General features: G+C 54.4%; 18 protein-coding genes and 1 tRNA gene. 13 read left to right on the forward strand and 6 right to left on the reverse strand.

The window, feature by feature from the left end:
* Positions 1-42 precede the first annotated feature (42 nt).
* Complete coding sequence (gene glnE / locus JKP81_RS14430) at positions 43-2892, reverse strand: bifunctional [glutamate--ammonia ligase]-adenylyl-L-tyrosine phosphorylase/[glutamate--ammonia-ligase] adenylyltransferase (protein ID WP_200552288.1); 2850 nt, start codon at positions 2890-2892, stop codon at positions 43-45.
* 16 nt (positions 2893-2908) lie between these two features.
* Complete coding sequence (locus JKP81_RS14435) at positions 2909-4210, reverse strand: inorganic triphosphatase (RefSeq protein WP_200552289.1); 1302 nt, start codon at positions 4208-4210, stop codon at positions 2909-2911.
* A 239-nt stretch (positions 4211-4449) separates the two neighbouring features.
* Between JKP81_RS14435 and JKP81_RS14440 the strand changes: the two genes are divergently transcribed.
* Complete coding sequence (locus JKP81_RS14440; RefSeq protein WP_065370030.1) at positions 4450-5064, forward strand: TIGR04211 family SH3 domain-containing protein; 615 nt, start codon at positions 4450-4452, stop codon at positions 5062-5064.
* 67 nt (positions 5065-5131) lie between these two features.
* On the forward strand, positions 5132-6373 hold the full coding sequence (locus JKP81_RS14445; RefSeq protein WP_200552290.1) for a multifunctional CCA addition/repair protein: 1242 nt from the start codon (positions 5132-5134) through the stop codon (positions 6371-6373).
* 11 nt (positions 6374-6384) lie between these two features.
* On the opposite strand, the gene bacA is transcribed toward JKP81_RS14445, so the two are convergent.
* Together bacA and folB are read right to left on the reverse strand one after the other, a co-directional pair.
* Entirely contained in the window at positions 6385-7203 is an 819-nt protein-coding gene (gene bacA, locus JKP81_RS14450; protein WP_200552291.1) for an undecaprenyl-diphosphate phosphatase, read from the reverse strand.
* A gap of 107 nt (positions 7204-7310) precedes the next feature.
* The gene (gene folB / locus JKP81_RS14455; RefSeq protein WP_065370028.1) at positions 7311-7679 is read right to left on the reverse strand and encodes a bifunctional dihydroneopterin aldolase/7,8-dihydroneopterin epimerase; all 369 of its coding nucleotides are present in this window, start codon (positions 7677-7679) and stop codon (positions 7311-7313) included.
* A 163-nt stretch (positions 7680-7842) separates the two neighbouring features.
* Here folB and plsY point away from each other — a divergent pair, with 163 nt between their 5' ends.
* On the forward strand, positions 7843-8466 hold the full coding sequence (plsY, locus tag JKP81_RS14460; RefSeq protein ID WP_200552292.1) for a glycerol-3-phosphate 1-O-acyltransferase PlsY: 624 nt from the start codon (positions 7843-7845) through the stop codon (positions 8464-8466).
* Positions 8467-8505: 39 nt separating this feature from the next.
* Here the strand turns inward: plsY and tsaD are convergent, their stop codons facing one another.
* Positions 8506-9519, reverse strand: coding sequence for a tRNA (adenosine(37)-N6)-threonylcarbamoyltransferase complex transferase subunit TsaD (tsaD, locus tag JKP81_RS14465; protein ID WP_200552293.1), 1014 nt, complete (start codon positions 9517-9519; stop codon positions 8506-8508).
* Positions 9520-9757: 238 nt separating this feature from the next.
* On the opposite strand from tsaD, the gene rpsU reads away from it, so the two are divergent.
* The 3 genes from rpsU to rpoD all read left to right on the forward strand — a co-directional run bounded on the left by rpsU (position 9758) and on the right by rpoD (position 13885).
* Positions 9758-9973 (forward strand): 30S ribosomal protein S21, encoded by a 216-nt coding sequence (rpsU, locus tag JKP81_RS14470; RefSeq protein WP_001144069.1) that lies wholly within the window; start codon positions 9758-9760, stop codon positions 9971-9973.
* Between the two features lie 168 nt (positions 9974-10141).
* A complete protein-coding gene (gene dnaG, locus JKP81_RS14475; RefSeq protein WP_200552294.1) occupies positions 10142-11887 on the forward strand; it encodes a DNA primase in 1746 nt (581 codons plus the stop codon).
* Positions 11888-12043: 156 nt separating this feature from the next.
* Positions 12044-13885, forward strand: a complete 1842-nt coding sequence (gene rpoD / locus JKP81_RS14480) for an RNA polymerase sigma factor RpoD (RefSeq protein ID WP_017457431.1) — start codon at positions 12044-12046, stop codon at positions 13883-13885.
* 58 nt (positions 13886-13943) lie between these two features.
* Here the strand turns inward: rpoD and mug are convergent, their stop codons facing one another.
* On the reverse strand, positions 13944-14450 hold the full coding sequence (gene mug, locus JKP81_RS14485) for a G/U mismatch-specific DNA glycosylase (RefSeq protein ID WP_200552295.1): 507 nt from the start codon (positions 14448-14450) through the stop codon (positions 13944-13946).
* A 126-nt stretch (positions 14451-14576) separates the two neighbouring features.
* Here mug and JKP81_RS14490 point away from each other — a divergent pair.
* The 7 genes from JKP81_RS14490 to JKP81_RS14520 all read left to right on the forward strand — a co-directional run bounded on the left by JKP81_RS14490 (position 14577) and on the right by JKP81_RS14520 (position 20346).
* A tRNA-Ile gene (locus JKP81_RS14490) sits at positions 14577-14652 on the forward strand.
* A 292-nt stretch (positions 14653-14944) separates the two neighbouring features.
* A complete protein-coding gene (locus JKP81_RS14495; RefSeq protein ID WP_200552296.1) occupies positions 14945-15310 on the forward strand; it encodes an STY0301 family protein in 366 nt (121 codons plus the stop codon).
* A gap of 100 nt (positions 15311-15410) precedes the next feature.
* Positions 15411-15626, forward strand: a complete 216-nt coding sequence (locus tag JKP81_RS14500) for a hypothetical protein (protein ID WP_200552297.1) — start codon at positions 15411-15413, stop codon at positions 15624-15626.
* Between the two features lie 272 nt (positions 15627-15898).
* Positions 15899-17011: an FIST N-terminal domain-containing protein gene (locus JKP81_RS14505; protein WP_200552298.1), complete on the forward strand. Its 1113-nt coding sequence runs from the start codon at positions 15899-15901 to the stop codon at positions 17009-17011.
* Between the two features lie 5 nt (positions 17012-17016).
* A complete protein-coding gene (locus JKP81_RS14510) occupies positions 17017-18126 on the forward strand; it encodes a sensor histidine kinase (RefSeq protein WP_200552299.1) in 1110 nt (369 codons plus the stop codon).
* Positions 18117-19211, forward strand: coding sequence for an HDOD domain-containing protein (locus tag JKP81_RS14515; RefSeq protein ID WP_200552300.1), 1095 nt, complete (start codon positions 18117-18119; stop codon positions 19209-19211). The genes JKP81_RS14510 and JKP81_RS14515 overlap by 10 nt, the downstream gene beginning before the upstream one ends.
* On the forward strand, positions 19204-20346 hold the full coding sequence (locus tag JKP81_RS14520) for a response regulator (RefSeq protein WP_200552301.1): 1143 nt from the start codon (positions 19204-19206) through the stop codon (positions 20344-20346). Before JKP81_RS14515 ends, JKP81_RS14520 begins: the two co-directional genes overlap by 8 nt.
* Positions 20347-20442: the final 96 nt, after the last annotated feature.

The following is a 20442-nucleotide window of genomic DNA, read 5'->3' on the forward strand; positions in this document are numbered from 1 at the left end:
GTCTCCTGAGAGATACAAAATTTGCGCGCGATGATACCACACTTACGCCGGGGCGCACGGTTCCACCAGCCACTTGTCCCAGCTGGTTTTGATAAGCGCACGCTCGGCGACAAAACAGGAGAGCGCCACATGTCCCGGCAACTCTTGCAGCGCCAGGTGGTGCAGCTCATCACGCAATGTGGTGTACGCCAACGTCAATGCCTGCGCTTCCTGCTCCTCCATGATGCCGTTTTGCGCCAGCCCTTCGAGAATGCGCACATTATCCGACCAGCGCGTCAGTTTCGGTTTGTCATGGGCAAAGCGCAGCACCAGATATTGGGCGATAAACTCGATGTCGGTGATACCGCCTTCATCGGCTTTCAGATCGAAGCGGTCTTTATGCTTGTTGCCAAGATGGGCGCGCATCTTCTCGCGCATTTCGCGCACGTCGGTTTGCAGCGTTGCGCCGTCGCGAGGCGTCATCAGAATATCGCGGCGAATGGCATCAAATTCGGCGGTCAGTTGCGGATCGCCGTACACCACGCGCGCGCGCGCCAGCGCCTGATGTTCCCACGTCCAGGCTTCGTTTTGCTGGTAATCGGCGAACGATTCCGCAGTGGTAACCAGCATTCCCGCTGCGCCAGATGGACGCAGACGCGCATCAACTTCATAAAGGATGCCGGACGACGTGCGCGTGCTAAACAGGTGCATCACGCGCTGCGCGAGACGCAAATAGAACTGGCGACCATCGATTTCACGCTCGCCATCGGTCATCACATCCATCGGGCAGTCGTGCAGGAATACCAGATCCAGATCGGAGCTGTAACCCAGCTCCCAGCCGCCCAGCTTGCCATAACCGACTACCGCAAAACCGCGCCCTTCGCGATCGTGCAGATGCGTTGGCTGGCCGTAACGCGCCACCATCTGCCCCCAGGCTTGCTGCACCACCGCATCAATAATCGCTTCCGCCAGCCAGGTTAAGTGATCGCTCACTTTCATTACTGGCAACGTACCGGCAATATCCGCCGCCGCCACGCGCAGCAACTGCGCCTGCTTAAACTGCCGCAGCGCCTCAAGCTGTTGCTCTTCATCATCTTCTGGCACGCGCAGCAGGTATTGTCGCAGCTCATCGCGATAGGCGTTCATCGCCGTCGGTTGATAGAGCGTGTTCGGATCGAGCAGTTCATCGAGCAGGAGCGGGTAGCGCGCCAGCTGGCTGGCAACCATCGGCGACGCGGCGCACAGGGAAATGAGGTGTTTCAGTGCGCCGGGGAATTCACTCAGCAGCTCAAGGTAAGTGGTGCGGGTAATAATCCCGGTAAGCAGCGGCGTCAGGCGCGACAGCGGCACTGGCGCATCGTCGCGCGAGCATACATCGCTGAGCAGATGCGGCATTAAGTGATCGAGCACTTGCCGCCCGCGCGGGCCAATGGTGCGTTTATCCAGCTCTTTGCGAAAATCGGCAATCAGCGCCACCACGCGGCGGCGATCGTCCTCTGAGAGATGCCCCAGCACGGGCGTGGAATCCTCCTCCTGCAACGCATCCTGCCACAGTTCGCGCCAGCTCTCAGAAAGGGCATCTTCCGGCGAATCCGTTTCATCATCGCCAATCAGATCGTTAAATATCTGACGCACCGCCGACATATGCGCATCCAGCGTTTCGCAGAGCGCTTGCCAGCTCTCTTTGCCCATTCCCCAGGCGAGACGCGCGCGATTCAGTTCATCGCCCGGCAGCGTCTGTGTCTGTTCGTCATTGATGCTTTGCAGCAGGTTCTCCAGCCGTCGCAGCCACAAATACGCCTCGCGCAGCCGTGTCGCGTCGCCATCCGGCAGCAGATGCAGTTGATCTATGGCAGCAAGCGTCGGCAACAGCGAACGCGATTGCAGCGCAGGCTCGCGACCGCCGCGAATCAGCTGGAAAACCTGGACGATAAATTCAATTTCGCGGATCCCGCCCGCGCCGAGCTTAATGTTGTCCTTCAGGCCACGGCGACGCACTTCGCGAGCAATCATGCCTTTCATGTTACGCAGGGACTGGATCACGCTGAAGTCGATATAACGGCGGAAAACAAACGGGCGCAGCATTGCGCGCAACTCCCGCGCATGGTCGCCGTCGTTATCGCCCATAATGCGCGCTTTCACCATCGCGTAGCGTTCCCAGTCGCGCCCCTGCTCCTGGTAGTAATCTTCCAGCGCGGCAAAACTCAGCACCAGCGGGCCGCTGTCGCCAAACGGGCGCAAGCGCATATCGACGCGGTAGACAAAGCCATCCTGCGTTGGCTGGTCGAGGACTTTAATCAGCCGTTGACCAAGGCGAGTGAAAAATTGCGCGTTATCCAGTTCACGGCGTCCGCCGCGCGTTGCGCCATTTTCCGGCCAGGCGAAAATCAAATCGATATCGGATGAGAAATTGAGTTCGCCGCCCCCCAGTTTGCCCATGCCGAGTACCAGCATCGGCTGCGCCACGCCTTGTGGATTGCTCGGCGTTCCCCACTCACGGCAGCAGGCGTCATAAAGCCAGTCGCGCGCGGCGACGATCAGCGTTTCCGCCAGCACGCTAAGCTGTTGCAGGATATCCTCTTCCGCCACCAACTGGAGCGCCTGGCTCCAGGCGATGCGCACCATGATGCGACGGCGAAACAGCCGCAGCGCGCGCATCAGCGAGGCTTCATCGGTGACGCCATCCAGCGCCGCTTGCAGCCATTGCGCATAGTGTTGCCATTCGTTCGCCGGCGGTGGCGCGCTTTCAAGCTCTGCCAGCCACTCAGGATGCGCGATGATGCTGTCCTGAACAAAATCACTAAAAGTGAGCACTGACTGCGCCTGCGCGCTTAATGGCTGCGCGGTGAGCGCTTCCGGCAGACGAGAAAATACTGTTTGCCAGTGCTGCGACAATCCTGCGTGGTGCGGCATGCGAAATATCCTTTCGTTAACGTTTTCCGCTGTGCAACCAGAACGGCTCCTGGGTAATCGCGGTATTACGGAAATGTTCGATTTCGACTCTCTGGCGCGTTTCAATGGCGTGCTGAAGCCCCTGCCAGTTTTCCAGCCACTCTACGGCGCGTGCGCGATCGTAATGCCCGGCCAGCAGTAACACGCTGTCGATATCACGCGCCAGGCGCGGCAACTGGTCGCGATAGCTGTCGCCCAGCGGCTGGGCAAAGGCTTTTTTCAGCTCGGCGGCGCAGCGTGACAGATGGACGTCAGCAAAGCGTTTAAAGGAGTCGGCGAATTTGGCCTGCGCTTTTTCATCAAGGAAGGTTCGCCAGCCCTGCGTCACTAACCACTCGGTGAGCACCAGTTTTGCCAGGGCCGATTGCGCGCTCCACACCGCCGTATTTGCTGAAACGGCAGACGTAATGGTCGCTTCAGACTGTGTTAGCAGATCACGTAAGTGAGCGCTCGCTTTACGCGGGACAATACCGCCAAACAGCGCCAGTGTGTGGCGCAGCAAGGCAATGGCGCTCAGAACATCGGCTTTCGCTTTCTCATTCCCACGCACCCACAGCTCTTCATGGTATTGCCATTGCGACAACGCCAGTTCCAGCGCGGCGGCAAAAGCCTGTTCAATGCTGGCCTTGGCGGGGGTTTGCAAAATCGCCGTTGGGCGGCGTTCGCGCACAGCATTGCCCTGTGCCAGGTGATAACCGCGCGCCGCTTTGCTCAGGCTGCCCTGACGCAACCCGGAGACATTTACCAGTTGGCGCGCCAGCTTGAGGATATCCGCCGGAGAACCGCTCAGCAGTTCCAGCTCCAGTTCACAAATCGGTTCGGCAAACTCACCCGCTTTGACTTCGCCTAAATCAAGGCCAATTTCAATGCGGCTCTCGCCAACGTTAACCAGCCATTTTTCACGGTAGAAATCCGTGCTAAACAGCGGCTGCACTCGCGCTTGTAAATCTGCAGGTAGCACGCCATCAGGCCACACTTCCGCCGGGAAGCGCGCCAGATCAAGTTCCGGCTGGGTAAGCGGAATATTGTATTCAGGCCGCTGATGCAAACCGCCAATTACCCGCCCGGCGATTTTCATCGTCATTTCGTACTGGCCGTCAAAACCTCGGATACGCAGCCCCATATCGTGGCTGCGCAGCCAGTTATCCGGCGTCTCGTAATAGATGTTGAGTAACTGGCTGGACGCGATATGTTCTTCGGTCAGCGTATGCAGATGTTGACGAAGCGTTTCCACGCTGTCGCTCTTCACGATAAACTTTAATTCGATTTCCTGAGCCATGGCCTTGCACTTATGGTTATGTCACATCAGTGAAAATTTCGGCGAACTAACGCGCCCGATGTTTGTCAGTAGATAGTATTTTGCGTCAAATTGCCATGCAATGCGCAATCTGACGGGTGCAAAAGTTCGCGTAAGTGCGCAGTTTGACCTGGAAGATTCCGATTGATGCCAGCAGCCAGGTATCGTCAGACTGTTGCCACTGTTTATCACTCACGTTTAATGAAAATAATGACTGCCTGATGCCAAAATTACGCCTGATTGGATTGACCCTTTTTGCACTTAGCGTGTCCGTTGGTACCCACGCCGAAGAAAAACGTTACGTTTCCGATGAACTGAATACCTGGGTTCGTAGCGGCCCGGGCGATAATTATCGCCTTGTCGGCACGGTGAATGCCGGTGAGGAAGTCACGCTGTTGCAGGAAAACAGTGATTACGGCCAGGTGCGCGACAGCACCGGACGTACCGCGTGGATCCCCCTGAAAGAGCTGAACAGCCAGCCAAGCCTGCGCACCCGCGTGCCAGAACTGGAAAACCAGGTGAAAACGCTGACCGATAAACTGAACAATATCGACAATACCTGGAACCAGAAAACCGCCGAAATGCAGCAGAAAGTCGCCCAGAGCGATAGCGTGATTAGCGGTCTGAAAGATGAAAATCAAAAGCTCAAAAATGAGTTAATCGTGGCGCAGAAGAAGGTGAGCGCCGCGAACCTGCAACTGGATGACAAACAGCGCACCATCATTATGCAGTGGTTTATGTATGGCGGCGGCGTGCTGGGCGCGGGCCTGATCCTCGGTCTGCTGTTACCGCATATGATCCCTACCCGTAAACGCAAAGATCGCTGGATGAACTAAGCAGATTCGCCATCTTCTCTACACTTACGTATTATCTGTCGGCAAATGTGTAGAGGAGAGTGGCGGCGTGAAGAGTTATCTGGTCGGTGGTGCAGTACGTGATACGTTGTTGGGCCTGCCGGTCAAAGACAAAGATTGGGTTGTTGTCGGCGCGACGCCGCAAGAGATGCTCGACGCGGGTTACCAGCAGGTAGGCCGCGACTTTCCTGTGTTCCTCCACCCGCAAAGCCATGAAGAGTATGCGCTGGCGCGTACCGAGCGCAAATCTGGCTCCGGCTATACCGGTTTCACCTGTTACGCCGCGCCAGATGTAACGCTGGAGCAGGATCTGCTGCGCCGCGATTTAACCGTGAATGCGCTGGCGCAAGATAGCCAGGGCGAGATTATCGATCCCTATGGCGGCCAGCAGGATTTGCGTAACCGCATTTTGCGCCACGTCTCCCCGGCTTTTGGCGAAGATCCGCTACGCGTGTTACGCGTTGCGCGCTTTGCCGCCCGTTACGCACACCTTAGCTTCCGTATCGCCGATGAAACGCTGGCTCTGATGCGCGCGATGACCGATGCGGGCGAACTTGAGCACCTGACACCCGAACGGGTGTGGAAAGAGACCGAGAGCGCGCTGCAAACCCGTAATCCCCAGGTTTATTTCCAGGTGCTACGCGATTGCGGTGCGCTGAAAGTGCTGTTCCCGGAGATCGACGCGCTGTTTGGCGTACCGGCACCGGCGAAATGGCATCCGGAAATCGATACAGGTGTGCACACGTTAATGACGCTCTCGATGGCGGCGATGCTCAGCCCGCAGGTGGATGTGCGTTTCGCCACGTTGTGCCACGATTTAGGCAAAGCGCTAACGCCAAAAGCGCTCTGGCCGCGCCACCACGGGCACGGCCCGGCGGGCGTCAAACTGGTCGAGGGCTTGTGCCAGCGGCTACGCGTACCAAACGAGCTCCGCGATTTAGCCAAACTGGTGGCGGAGTTCCACGACCTGATCCACACCTTCCCTATTTTGCAGCCGAAAACCATCGTCAAATTGTTCGATTCCATCGACGCCTGGCGTAAACCGCAGCGTGTTGAGCAAATCGCGCTAACCAGCGAAGCGGACGTGCGTGGGCGTACCGGTTTTGAAGCCTGCGACTATTCGCAGGGGCGTTTACTGCGTGAAGCCTGGGAAGTGGCGCGCGCCGTGCCGACGAAAGCCGTCATAGAGGCTGGGTTTAAGGGAGCGGAAGTGCGTGAAGAGCTGACGCGTCGACGGATTGCAGCTCTGGCGGTCTGGAAGGAACACCGTTGCCCTCAGCCAAAAGACTGAGGGCGCAAGTCTTAGAAGAAGACCAGATAAACCGCTGCCGCGACCACAAAACGGTAAATCGCGAACGGAATAAAGGAGATGTGTTTAATCAGCTCCAGGAAGGTTTTGATGGCAATCAGCGCAACGATAAATGCGGTGATAAAACCGACGGCGAACATTGGGATATCACCCACGGTTAGAAAGCCCATGCTCTTGTAGAGATCCAGTACCGTCGCACCCATCATCATCGGCACCGCCAGCAGGAAAGAGAACTCGGACGCCGCATAGCGGCTAACACCCATCAGCATACCGCCGGAGATCGTCGCCCCGGAACGGGAAAAACCCGGCCACAGCGCCAGGCACTGGAAGCAACCAATCATAAACGCCTGGCGATATGTCATATCATCCACGCCCTGTGCGCGCGGGACTTTCGGCTTCAGCACTTCAGCGGCAATCAGCAAGAAACCACCGACTACCAGCGCATAGGTCACGTTTAACGGGTTAAACAGCGATTTGATGGTATCGTGGAATACCAACCCCAGCACTACCGCCGGGATCATACCTAACAGGATATGAATCAGCGTCAGGCGGCCGGTGCCAGTGCCTTCATGCGGCTGCTTGCCGAAATGAATGCCGATCAGGCCAAACAAACGCCGCCAGAACATCACCACCACCGCGAGGATCGAACCTAACTGGATCACCACTTCGAACGTTTTTGCCGTATCACCTTCAAAGCCTAATAAATGCCCCACGATGATCATGTGACCGGTACTGGATACGGGCAGAAATTCTGTGAGACCTTCAACGACACCCAGAATGGCTGCTACCACCAATGAATGCATATCGCCCATCAAATAAACCCCTAAAAAGATATAAAAAACGGCTTATCCCGCGGAGAAGCCGTGAAAGACCGAGATCTATGACCTGAATACTAGCGCTTGGTTTAACTATTATGAATTTAAATACTTTCTTTCGGATTTAAGCCACGCTCAATGATTACGCCCACATTCAGCGCCCGCGCAACCGCACCTGGTTTGCTCAATTTGATACGCACCCAGGGCGAGTTAAAGCGCGCCAGCAACAGCTCAGCCACCTCCTCCGCAACGCGTTCAACCAGCGCAAAACGCCCGCCTTCGACATGGCCGATAATCACATCCGCGATATCCGCATAGCTCAGACAATCGTTCACATTGTCGCTTTTCGCCGCAACGCGGTTATCCCAGGCCATTTCGATATCGAACACCAGCTTCTGCTCAATGGTCTGTTCCCAGTCGTAAACACCAATAGTGGTGATAACCGAAAGCTGCTCTATAAATACAATATCCATTTCACCTCGCCTGCTATTTGCCCCGCCATTGCCACTGTCAGGCCGCATCTTTATTGGCTGCCTGTCAGATTTTGCGCAAAACCTGGATACCACTTTCCATCATTTATGCGTATTATCCATGGATGCAGAGAATAAAACGACATTTTCACAACGGAACAGCGTTATGAGTGCAATCGCGCCTGGGATGATTCTCCTTGCATACCTTTGTGGCTCTATTTCCAGCGCCATTCTGGTCTGCCGCATCGCCGGTCTGCCCGATCCGCGCGAGAGTGGCTCCGGCAACCCCGGAGCGACCAACGTATTACGCATTGGCGGCAAAGGTGCAGCGCTAACGGTACTGATTTTTGACGTCTTAAAAGGCATGCTGCCGGTGTGGGGCGCGTACGCACTTGGCGTCACGCCGTTCTGGCTCGGCCTTATTGCGATTGCCGCCTGTCTTGGCCATATCTGGCCGGTTTTCTTTAAGTTTCAAGGCGGTAAAGGTGTGGCGACGGCATTTGGCGCTATCGCACCTATCGGCTGGGATTTAACGGGCGTGATGGCGGGAACCTGGCTGTTAACAGTACTGCTGAGCGGCTATTCATCGTTGGGGGCGATTGTCAGCGCGTTGATCGCGCCATTTTACGTCTGGTGGTTCAAACCGCAGTTCACTTTCCCGGTGGCGATGCTGTCCTGCCTGATCCTGCTACGCCATCACGACAATATTCAGCGCCTGTGGCGACACCAGGAAGGCAAAATCTGGTCGAAGCTGAAGAAGAAAAAAGAAGAGAAAAAAAAAGCGTCATAGTATTGCCCGGCGCACAATGTGCTACCGGGCCATCACAGTTTACGCCGCAGGCAACTCCGCCAGTGGCCAGCGCGGACGCACCGTCACACCCAGCCCTGCATCATTACCCGCTTTCAGACGCACCATTCCCGCATAGGCGATCATCGCGCCGTTATCGGTGCAAAACTCCGGGCGCGCATAGAACACTTCGCCACGACGTTTGTGCATCATTTCCGCCAGTTTCGCGCGCAGCGTACGGTTGGCGCTCACACCGCCCGCCATCACCAGACGCGTAAAACCGGTTTGATCCAGCGCACGCTTGCATTTGATCATCAGCGTATCGACAACAGCGTCTTCAAACGCACGCGCAATATCGGCGCGGGTTTGATCGTCAGAACCGTTGTTACGAATGGTATTCGCCGCGAAAGTTTTCAGACCGGAGAAGCTAAAATCCAGCCCCGGACGATCGGTCATCGGACGCGGGAAAACAAAACGGCCTTCGGTGCCCTGAGCCGCCAGTTTTGACAGCATCGGCCCGCCAGGATAATCCAACCCCAGCAGCTTAGCCGTTTTATCAAAAGCTTCCCCGGCGGCATCATCAATCGACTCACCAAGCAGCTCATAATGTCCGATGCCGGTTACGCTGATAAGCTGCGTGTGGCCGCCGGAAACCAGCAGCGCAACGAATGGAAACGCCGGTGGATTTTCTTCCAGCATTGGCGCCAGCAAGTGCCCTTCCATATGGTGAACCGGAATAGCGGGAACGTCCCAGGCGAAAGCGAGCGAACGGCCAACCGTCGCGCCAACCAGCAGCGCGCCGACGAGGCCAGGCCCTGCGGTGTAAGCCACTGCATTGATATCTTTCGCAGTTAATCCGGACTCTTTCAACGCGGCCTGAATCAGCGGCACGGTTTTACGCACGTGATCACGCGAAGCCAGCTCTGGCACGACACCGCCGTAATCGGCGTGAAGTTTTACCTGACTATACAGTTGGTTGGCTAACAGCCCTTGTTGATCGTCATAAATTGCGATGCCGGTTTCATCGCAGGATGTTTCAATGCCCAGTATGCGCATGACTCTGTTTACCTCTTTGCAATAGCGCGCAGTGTAGGGCGAATGCGGGTCGAAGTAAAACTTTGCTCACTCATGCAGCGGAGTTCGTGTATACTCCTCACCCTTACAAAAGTCCCCTTTCAAAAAGGGCGGCGGTGCTTTACAAAGCAGCAGCACTTGCAGTAAAATTCCGCACCATTTTGAAATAAGCTGGCGTGAACGTCAGCGGCAAACCGAATTAATCAAAGGTGAGAGGCACATGCCGGTAATTAAAGTACGTGAAAACGAGCCGTTCGACGTAGCTCTGCGTCGCTTCAAACGTTCCTGTGAGAAAGCAGGTGTTCTGGCGGAAGTTCGTCGTCGTGAGTTCTATGAAAAACCGACTACCGAACGTAAACGCGCTAAAGCATCCGCAGTGAAACGTCACGCGAAGAAACTGGCTCGCGAAAACGCACGCCGTACTCGTCTGTACTAATCTGTCAGGGCAAGCGCCCTTTCGTTTAGACCGAGTTGTAGTTGTAAGGCCGTGCTTCCGAAAGGAATGCGCGGCTTATTTTCGTTTATAACCTGATATAACCTGCGGATTTCGGTCGCATTATGTTGGCCCGGAAAACAACGGCTATAAAAGATCAAAACGGGGCTTATGGCTGGACGAATCCCACGTGTCTTCATTAATGACCTGCTGGCGCGCACCGACATCGTCGATCTCATCGACGCACGTGTAAAGCTGAAAAAGCAGGGCAAGAATTATCACGCGTGTTGTCCTTTCCATAACGAAAAAACGCCCTCTTTCACCGTGAACGGTGAAAAACAGTTTTACCACTGCTTTGGCTGTGGCGCGCATGGCAACGCCCTCGACTTCCTGATGAACTACGACAAGCTCGAGTTTGTCGAAAGCGTCGAAGAACTGGCGGCAATGCACAACCTTGAAGTGCCGTTTGAAGCAGGCAGTGGACCCAGCCTGATAGAGCGCCATCAACGGCAAACGCTCTATCAATTAATGGATGGGCTAAACGCGTTTTATCAGCAATCGTTGACACAATCTGCCGCAGAGCCTGCACGCCAGTATCTGTCCAGACGCGGTTTGAGCAGCGAAATCATTGAGCGGTTCGCTATTGGTTACGCGCCTCCCGGCTGGGACAACGTATTAAAGCGTTTTGGCGGCAACAGCGAAAACCGTAAATCACTGATTGATGCAGGTATGCTGGTCACAAACGATCAGGGACGCAGTTACGATCGTTTCCGCGAACGGGTCATGTTTCCCATTCGTGACAAACGTGGACGGGTGATTGGTTTTGGTGGGCGCGTTCTGGGTAACGATACGCCTAAGTACCTGAACTCCCCGGAAACGGATATTTTCCATAAGGGCCGCCAGCTGTATGGCCTTTATGAAGCGCAGCAGGATAATGACGAGCCCCAGCGACTGTTGGTCGTTGAAGGTTATATGGACGTGGTGGCGCTGGCGCAATACGGCATCAACTACGCGGTGGCTTCGCTCGGAACGTCAACGACGGCGGATCATATTCAGTTACTTTTTCGCGTAACTAAAAATGTTATCTGTTGTTACGACGGCGACCGTGCTGGCCGTGATGCCGCATGGCGAGCGCTGGAAACCGCGCTGCCTTATATGAGCGATGGCCGCCAGTTGCGTTTTATGTTTTTACCGGATGGCGAAGATCCGGACACGCTGGTGCGTAAAGAGGGCAAAGAGGCGTTTGAAGCGCGGATGGAGCAGGCACTGCCGCTCTCCACGTTTCTGTTTAACAGCCTGTTGCCACAGGCGGATTTAACCACGCCGGATGGTACAACGCAGCTTGCCGCATTAGCGCTGCCGTTAATCAACCAGGTGCCGGGTGAAACGCTACGCATCCAGCTGCGCCAGCTGTTGGGGAATAAAATTGGCATATTCGATGATGCGCAACTTGATCGATTAATGCCAAAACAGGTGGAAAGCGCAACGACGCGCCCCGCTCCCCAGCTAAAACGCACAACCATGCGTATACTGATAGGGTTATTGATCCAGAACCCGGAACTGGCTCCAAAGGTTCCGCCGTTAGAGGGTTTGGATCAATCAAGGCTTGCCGGGCTTGGCTTATTTACAGAACTGGTCAACACTTGTTTGTCACAGCCAGGCCTGACTACTGGCCAGTTGCTTGAGCACTATCGCGGCACAAAAGAAGCCGCAACCCTTGAAAAACTGTCGATGTGGGACGATATAGCAGATAAAGACATCGCTGAAAAAACGTTCACCGACGCGCTCAATCATATGTTTGATTCGATGCTTGAACGGCGGCAAGAAGAGCTAATAGCTCGTGACCGCACCCATGGTTTAAGCAGCGAAGAACGCCGGGAACTCTGGCAATTGAACCAGGAACTGGCAAAAAAGTGAATTCAACGGCTTAAGTGCCGATAACCGATCGGGAAGATCCCGACAGCCGCGATGAGGGCCAGCGGCAAAAATATAAATATACCCTCGCGTTAAATGTTGGCGGTTTATTTCGCCGACCGACACCAACCCTCATGAATTAAGTGTGGATACCGTCTTATGGAGCAAAACCCGCAGTCACAGCTGAAGCTTCTTGTCACCCGTGGTAAGGAGCAAGGCTATCTGACCTATGCCGAGGTCAATGACCATCTGCCGGAAGATATCGTCGACTCCGATCAGATCGAAGACATCATCCAAATGATCAACGACATGGGCATCCAGGTGATGGAAGAAGCACCGGACGCCGATGATCTGTTGCTGGCCGAAAACTCCAACAACACTGACGAAGATGCGGAAGAAGCCGCCGCACAAGTGCTTTCCAGCGTTGAATCTGAAATCGGGCGAACCACTGACCCGGTGCGCATGTACATGCGCGAAATGGGCACCGTTGAGCTGCTGACCCGCGAAGGCGAAATCGACATCGCTAAACGCATCGAAGACGGCATTAACCAGGTTCAGTGCTCCGTTGCCGAATACCCGGAAGCGATCACCTATCTGCTGGAGCAGTATGATCGCGTTGAAGCTGAGCAGGCTCGCCTCTCTGATTTGATCACCGGCTTTGTCGATCCAAACGCTGAAGAAGACATGGCGCCAACCGCGACCCACGTCGGTTCTGAACTCTCCAGCGAAGAGATGGATGATGATGAAGACGAAGAAGATGAAGAAGACGACGACAGCGATGATGACAACAGCATCGATCCTGAACTGGCGCGTGAAAAATTCGCTGAGCTACGTACCCAGTACGAACTGACTCGCGACACCATCAAAGCCAAAGGACGCAGCCACGTTGCCGCGCAGGAAGAGATCCTGAAGCTGTCTGAAGTGTTCAAACAGTTCCGTCTGGTGCCAAAACAGTTCGATTACCTGGTTAACAGCATGCGAGTCATGATGGATCGTGTACGTACCCAGGAACGCATCATCATGAAACTGTGCGTTGAACAGTGCAAAATGCCGAAGAAAAACTTCATCACGCTGTTCACCGGCAACGAAACCAACGAAACCTGGTTCAACGCTGCGCTGGCCATGAACAAACCCTGGTCGGAAAAACTGCATGAAGTGGCAGAAGAAGTTCAGCGCGGCCTGATGAAGCTGCAACAGATTGAAGAAGAAACCGGCCTGACCATTGAGCAGGTAAAAGACATCAACCGTCGTATGTCTATCGGCGAAGCGAAAGCGCGTCGTGCGAAGAAAGAGATGGTGGAAGCGAACTTGCGTCTGGTTATTTCAATCGCCAAGAAATACACCAACCGCGGTCTGCAGTTCCTCGATCTGATTCAGGAAGGCAACATCGGTCTGATGAAAGCGGTTGATAAGTTCGAATACCGCCGTGGTTACAAATTCTCCACCTACGCAACCTGGTGGATCCGTCAGGCGATCACCCGTTCCATCGCGGATCAGGCGCGCACCATCCGTATTCCGGTGCATATGATTGAGACGATCAACAAGCTCAACCGTATCTCCCGCCAGATGCTGCAGGAAATGGGCCGTGAACCTACGCCGGAAGAACTGGCTGAGCGTATGCTGATGCCGGAAGATAAGATCCGTAAGGTGCTGAAAATCGCGAAAGAGCCTATCTCCATGGAAACACCAATCGGTGATGATGAAGATTCGCATCTGGGTGATTTTATCGAGGATACCACCCTCGAATTGCCGCTGGACTCTGCAACCACTGAAAGTCTGCGCGCCGCAACGCACGACGTTCTGGCTGGCCTGACCGCACGCGAAGCGAAAGTCCTGCGTATGCGTTTCGGTATCGATATGAATACAGATCACACGCTGGAAGAAGTGGGTAAACAGTTTGATGTGACCCGCGAACGTATCCGTCAGATCGAAGCGAAGGCGCTGCGTAAACTGCGCCATCCGAGCCGTTCTGAAGTGCTGCGTAGCTTCCTCGACGATTAATTCGTCAGGCGATAAAAAAGCTCCCATACGGGAGCTTTTTTTTGCCCGCTGGTTGCCGTTACAGGCCGCGTGTTACCAGTGCCTCGTCCAGTTCACGATACGCTTCCACCAGTTTATCCAGCGTTGCGCGATTAAGCCCGCTGGGGTTTGGCAGCACCCAGACCTGCGTCACGCCGATCGTCATATTTTGCTTACCCCAGTTCACACCGCGTACGCTAAACGCCTGCTCAAAGGCTTGCTTCCCTAAAACCGCCAGCGCAGCAGGCTGATAATCCTCAATTTTCTTGACCAGTTCCCTGCCCCCGCTACGCAGCTCATGTAACCCGACTTCCGTGGCCTGCACCGTTGGGCGCTCAACCAGCATGGTGATACCACAGCGGGTATCCAGTAGATGCCGCTCATCTTCCGGGCGCAGTTGCTGGTCGGTAAAACCGGCCTGATGGATAACTTTCCAGAAACGATTACCCGGATGCGCAAAGTGGAAACCGGTATGGGCAGATGACTTGCCCGGATTGATGCCACAAAACACCACCCGCAGCCCCGGTGCCAGAATATCGTGGATCATGCTTAACTCCCGATCAAAAGCGATAAACTCCAGTATAAGAGATTGAAAATGCGTTGTTTATAAAAACATCAGCCAGGTGATTCATGCTGGATTGCAGGGGTAAGTTACTTTATAATTCCCCGCCACGGCCCCTTAGCTCAGTGGTTAGAGCAGGCGACTCATAATCGCTTGGTCGTTGGTTCAAACCCAACAGGGGCCACCAAATTTTAGCTTTAGAATCATATAATTAAGCCACTTCCTTGAAGTGGCTTTTTTGTTTCTGCCTACTTGCGAGTCGCAAAAATGGCGGCTGATTTTAAATAGATGCCAAAAAAGCATAGGGTAATCATACCGATGGGTTCTCTCATGCGGCTGTTTATTCTGCGGAGTGCGTTACAGGGTTTTCTCGCCGAATTTTATCCTTTGGTAAAAAGTGACTGCACCTCATTTTGTCAGCAAACGCATGATTCGTGTTCATCAGGCACCACACACGGAAAACAGCGGGGATAATTATTATGTTGTGGAGTAAACGTGCTCTTTTCACTTTCGCTATGTTGTCGTTCGCCACAATTGCGCAGGCAGACAATATACAGTGTCCGCAATTCCCGTCCCCGACGATGAAGCAGCATGCCCTTACGGATGCCAGCGTGTTTGTCGGTTCGCCAAAAGAGCGGGTTGAACTGATGCCAGATACGGATAAAGACACGGTCTGGACACTGGCAGATTATCAGGACGAAGCCAGGGAGCATAAAACATCGCTCTACCTTGTATGCCGGTATAAAAATACGCTGCAAACTGCCGAATTGATGGTTCCAGCAACGGCGCAGAAATGCTCAGTTTCGTATAACCAGCACAATAATCTGATCGCCCATTGCCAGTAATCCCGCCACAGTAACGGGGGAGTGAAATAGTGACGATCAGAATGAGCTAATGGATTATTGCTTAATAAGGATTGGCTCACGTTGTTGGCGGCCCCGGACGATGAAAATGGTGCTGAGTTCTATCGCAATCAATGTCAGCATCGCCAATGCACAGGCTGAGAGAACGTTTACTATTGGCAGAGCCAATGACCCGATGCTTACCCTGCTCATCCGGGAGATGGCGGAAGCCGGCACGAGACTCTCCAGCGTGATTATTTCTTTAAATGATTGTTCCCGCGCACCACAGCATATCGACGTGACTTATTGCCCCGAATAACCTCATCAACAAGTTCTTTATCTCTTCGGCATGCTGCTTCTGGGTTTCAAGAAAGTTAATCCTTAAGCCGTTTCTGAACCAGTTGAAATACGCAGAATTTACCGTGCCGATGCAAAAAGAAAAAAGAAGTAAAAAGCCTGTCAAATTATCAACCTGCCGATTTGATATTTATTCACCCACCTCCTAATCTTCCTTCATCAGACCAATGAGCAATGCATTGGGCCATGCTACCGCAGAGGCGAAAACCGCTGCACAGAGTGGGAGAATTTGCCGTGAGTTTCCAGCCCAGATATGCCAGTAGTGAATCTCCTGACCCGGTCGAAGCAGTTGCCCAGTTTGCCGCCCAAATTGGTCATGACGATGTTGAAACCATCCTTTTCTTTTGCTCTCCGGATTACGATCTGGAAGTGTTAGGCCGCGAATTAAAAAACACCTTCTCCTGCCCCTGCATCGGCTGTACCTCTTCCGGCCATATTGGCACTGAAGGTTTTCAGCATTCGGGGCTGCTGGGTCTTGGGCTCAGCAGTGGTTTTCACGCCCGCGCGTTTATCATTCATCCTCTTCTTGAATACACCTCGGTCATTACGGATATCGCGGAAACCATTCGCCGCGACACTGAAGAGAGACCAAACCTGCATCGTTTTGGTCTGCTGCTGGTGGATGGTCTGTCGATGGCCGAAGAGCGACTAGTGGCCAATCTTTACCAACAGATTGGTAATGTGCCCCTCATTGGCGGTTCTGCCGGTGACGATCTGCGTTTCGAAAAAAGCTTTATTTATGATGGCGATGGTCATTTTATCTCTGACGCCGCCGTTTTCGCGGTGATCGAAACCAGTTCACCGGTCGCCACGTTTAAGATCCAGCATTTTGTACCCAGCGATGTCGAGCTGGTTATCACCGAGGCGGACGCGGAAAAACGGCTCATTATGGAGATCAACGGTGAACCTGCCGCTCAGATCTATGCCGAATCCCTTGGTCTTACCGTCGACGAATTGACGCCAACTGTCTTTTCCCGCAACCCGCTGGTGCTCTCTTTCGGGGATGAGCCCTACGTCCGTTCCATCCAGAAAATGAACGACGATCTCTCTCTTACCTGCTATTGCGCTATCGAAGAGGGGCTGATCGTTTCGATCGGCAAAGCGGAAGATCCGATCCAGACGTTTAGCCAGGCATTTGAAAAAGTGCACGAGACAATCCCAAACCCTGCGGTCATCATCGGCTGCGATTGTATCCTGCGCCGTCTCCAGTTCGAAAAAGAGGGGCTGGAGCAGCAGATCGGTGAAATCATGGTGCAGAACCGGGTAGTGGGTTTTTCAACCTACGGTGAGCAGTACAACGGGTTGCATGTCAACCAGACATTTACCGGCGTCGCCATTGGAGGGTAAATATCATGTCGCTCTATTCCGAAGCCTCTACCCCACCCCTTTCCCCTGCTGACTACGAGCGCAAACTCGCTGCCCGGGATAAAACCATTGATGTGCTGAAGCGTCGAATCGCCCAGGAAGCCAGGCACAGTCACGCCACACCGTTTGCCATTCTCGAACAAAATGTCGGGCTGGAGAAAGTGGTCGCACGTAAAACAAGAGAATTAGAAAACGAACGGCATGAGCTGGAAAAAGCGCTGGCCGAACTGCGTCTGGCGCAGACTCAACTACTTCAGGCGCAAAAAATGGAGTCTATCGGTCAACTCGCCGCCGGTATCGCCCACGAAATCAACACCCCGACACAATATGTTGCCGATAATGTCGGCTTTATAAAAGGCGCCACGGACTCGCTGCTAAAACTGCTGAATGCCGCCCTCGCGCTCGCTGACGTTGCACGCGAAAGAATGGCCGATGATCCGGTAATGGCAGAGTTCGATACGACGCTAAAACGCACAAAAATTGATTTTTTGCGTCGGCAAATTCCAGGCGCGCTGGACGAGTCTCTGGAAGGGCTTGAGCATATTGCGCGGATTGTCGCCGCCATGAAGGAATTTTCCCACCCTTCGAAGAATGTGAAAGAGCGGATAGATGTGCGCGATGTAATTAATACCACGGTCACGGTGGCCCGCAACGAATGGAAATATGTGGCGGAACTCGAAACTAACATCGCCGACAACTTACCGCAGCTTCCTTGCCTGCGAGACATGGTCGGCCAGGCCATTCTCAACCTGGTGGTCAATGCTGCCCACGCCATTGCGGATACTCTGCAGGCAGGAGTGAAAGAGAAAGGCCGCATCGTTATCTCCGCATTACAGAACGGCGACTATTTAGAAATCCGCGTCGAGGATGATGGCAGTGGCATACCTGCCGCCATTCGCGAGCGCATTTTCGATCCTTTCTTCACCACCAAAGCGGTGGGTAAAGGGACAGGACAAGGCTTAGCGATCGTCTATTCCACCGTGGTGGACAAACATAATGGAAAGATTCGCTGCGAGTCAGCAGAAGGCGTAGGCTCCACGTTTATCCTGCAATTCCCGCTCAACTGCCGAAACGAGGATGAGCCTGCATGCAAGTGATGTTCGTTGATGATGAAAGCCGGGTGCTTTCAGGCATTGAGCGCGCCATCATGATGCAAGACACCGAATGGGAGTGCCGCTTCGCCACCAGCGGTCCTGAAGCGCTGACCATGCTGGAAGAGACGCAGGCGGATGTCGTAGTCTCCGATATGCGCATGCCCTTTATGGATGGCGCAGAGTTACTGGCGCAGGTGCGCAACCGCTGGCCAGGTACGATACGTATCATTTTATCCGGCTACTCGGAGCCAGGCGCCACCCAGCGTATGCTGGAGGTTGCGCATCGATTTGTCTCTAAACCCTGCGACAGCGCGACGTTAATAGCGATAATTGAAAGCGCGCTTTCTCTGCGCACGATGTTCAACGATCCAGCGGTGCTTGACGTGGTCGGTCGGATCAACCAATTACCCGCCGCACCGAAGGTGTTCACTGCAGTTCAGCACCTTCTCAATAACCCCGATAGCGATACCCGACAGATTGCCGAATTGCTGGGCAGCGACCCGGCGCTGAGCGCCAAAATTATGCAACTTGCGAATTCCGCCTGGTTCAACAGAGGTTCGTCGATCCACGATATCGGTAGCGCTATTACGCTTCTCGGCATGGATCAGGTGAAATTGCTGGTGCTGGCGTCACACTGTTTTACCGATGCGAAAAGGGACCCTTTGGTCAGCGAGTTACGTCGGGTCTCTCTTCTTGCCTCCTCACTCGCCGCCCGGATTACAGGCCATCAGGGGCTGGAGCCCTCCGCCGCACTGCTCGCGAATATTGCGAAGCTGATCCCCGAAATGAGCGAGATCGGTAGCGAAACAACCACATGTAATGCTATTCCCATGCATTCAGCAGTGGGCGCTTACCTGCTGGCGGTATGGGGATTACCGCTGGATATCGTCGAAATAGTGGCGGGGCAGGCTCAGCCCTCACGTTTCGCACATGATGCATTCGGTGCGCTTGGTGTGGTGCATGTCGCTGTGGCGCTGGCCAACAACAGCACCCCCGATCGCGATTACCTTGAAAAAGCAGGCGTGCTTGACCAGCTCCCCTTATGGCAACAGATGCTCGCTAACCTACAGGACACTCTTCATGACTGATACCGCCTTACCCAGGGTGCTGTGCGTAGATGATGAACCTAACGTACTCGCTGCGATGGAACGAAACCTGTTTGGTGAATTTGATGTGGTGGTAGCTCCGGGTGGAGAAGCCGCTCTGGACGCGGTTCGTTGGGGAGAACGCTTTGCGGTGATCATGTCCGATATGCGCATGCCCGGCATGGATGGTGCCACTTTTCTGGCGAAAGCGCGGGAGCTCTCACCCGATAGCGTGCGGATCCTGCTTACCGGCCAGGCTGATGTGGAGTCCTCTATCGCCGCCATCAATAAAGGCGCCATTTTCCGCTATCTCTGCAAACCGTGTCCGAAAGAAGAACTGGTCGCGGCGCTTAACGACGCCGTGCGGCAGTATCGTCTTGTCTGCGCTGAAAAAGAGCTGCTGGCAACCACCCTTACCGCCTCGGTCAAAACGCTGACGGAAGTGCTTGCCATGGTCGCACCGTGGGCCTTTCAGCGTGCGGCGTTCGCCCAATCTTGCGTCCGCCACGCACTGCCGAAGCTGGAGTGGCCAGATGAATGGATCTACACCATTGCCGCGTCATTAAGCCAAATTGGATGTGTTGGTATCCCCGCCGATATCGTTCAGGCCGATGCCGCTCAGCGCAAACTCTCAGAGGAAGAGAAAAAGCTGCTGCTGGGGCATCCCGACGTCGCGGGAAAGCTGGTGGAAAATATTCCCCGTCTTGAACTGGTCGCCGGGATCATTCGCCACCAGGCAAAAGAACCGGCGCCGAATGTGCCGCTTGAAGTTTTACGCGGTGCGCATCTGCTGCGCGCAGCCCTTGAGCTTGAGCGACATGCGGCGCGGGGATGGAGCCTGGAGCGGCCATGGGAAATTCTGCGGGCGGCTCACCCACCGTTACCCGAATACATCATTAAATCTCTGTCGGATTTCCGCTCAAATGTCGCCGGCGTGCGCTCTGCGCGTATTCGCGAACTGATGCCGGGTTGGGTAGTAGACGAAGATATTCGCACCACCAATGGCTTGATGGTGCTGACCAAAGGACACGAGTTGACCGATACCGCGATCTCGGCGTTACAACGTTTGCTCGCCGCCAACGCCATTGAGGAGCCCATCCGGGTTCGCGGGCTGCCAGACAGCACCGCATCGGCATAATCGTTACGTGATCGGGTGGGTAATCGCGTCGCTATGCTGCAAATAGATAAACCGTTGCAGGCGGGGCAAACACCCCGCCATAAAGCAACTTTTCGC

Origin of the sequence: Kosakonia sp. LAM2021 (genome assembly GCF_016620385.1) — a bacterium.
Classification (GTDB): domain Bacteria; phylum Pseudomonadota; class Gammaproteobacteria; order Enterobacterales; family Enterobacteriaceae; genus Kosakonia; species Kosakonia sacchari.

Bases quoted from the DNA above. Each gene is read 5' to 3' on its own strand.
- glnE (WP_200552288.1), bottom strand. From the start codon at position 2,892: ATGCCGCACCACGCAGGATTGTCGCAGCACTGGCAAACAGTATTTTCT.
- JKP81_RS14435 (WP_200552289.1), bottom strand. From the start codon at position 4,210: ATGGCTCAGGAAATCGAATTAAAGTTTATCGTGAAGAGCGACAGCGTG.
- JKP81_RS14440 (WP_065370030.1), top strand. From the start codon at position 4,450: ATGCCAAAATTACGCCTGATTGGATTGACCCTTTTTGCACTTAGCGTG.
- bacA (WP_200552291.1), bottom strand. From the start codon at position 7,203: ATGGGCGATATGCATTCATTGGTGGTAGCAGCCATTCTGGGTGTCGTT.
- folB (WP_065370028.1), bottom strand. From the start codon at position 7,679: ATGGATATTGTATTTATAGAGCAGCTTTCGGTTATCACCACTATTGGT.
- plsY (WP_200552292.1), top strand. From the start codon at position 7,843: ATGAGTGCAATCGCGCCTGGGATGATTCTCCTTGCATACCTTTGTGGC.
- tsaD (WP_200552293.1), bottom strand. From the start codon at position 9,519: ATGCGCATACTGGGCATTGAAACATCCTGCGATGAAACCGGCATCGCA.
- rpsU (WP_001144069.1), top strand. From the start codon at position 9,758: ATGCCGGTAATTAAAGTACGTGAAAACGAGCCGTTCGACGTAGCTCTG.
- dnaG (WP_200552294.1), top strand. From the start codon at position 10,142: ATGGCTGGACGAATCCCACGTGTCTTCATTAATGACCTGCTGGCGCGC.
- rpoD (WP_017457431.1), top strand. From the start codon at position 12,044: ATGGAGCAAAACCCGCAGTCACAGCTGAAGCTTCTTGTCACCCGTGGT.
- mug (WP_200552295.1), bottom strand. From the start codon at position 14,450: ATGATCCACGATATTCTGGCACCGGGGCTGCGGGTGGTGTTTTGTGGC.
- JKP81_RS14495 (WP_200552296.1), top strand. From the start codon at position 14,945: ATGTTGTGGAGTAAACGTGCTCTTTTCACTTTCGCTATGTTGTCGTTC.
- JKP81_RS14500 (WP_200552297.1), top strand. From the start codon at position 15,411: ATGAAAATGGTGCTGAGTTCTATCGCAATCAATGTCAGCATCGCCAAT.
- JKP81_RS14510 (WP_200552299.1), top strand. From the start codon at position 17,017: ATGTCGCTCTATTCCGAAGCCTCTACCCCACCCCTTTCCCCTGCTGAC.
- JKP81_RS14515 (WP_200552300.1), top strand. From the start codon at position 18,117: ATGCAAGTGATGTTCGTTGATGATGAAAGCCGGGTGCTTTCAGGCATT.
- JKP81_RS14520 (WP_200552301.1), top strand. From the start codon at position 19,204: ATGACTGATACCGCCTTACCCAGGGTGCTGTGCGTAGATGATGAACCT.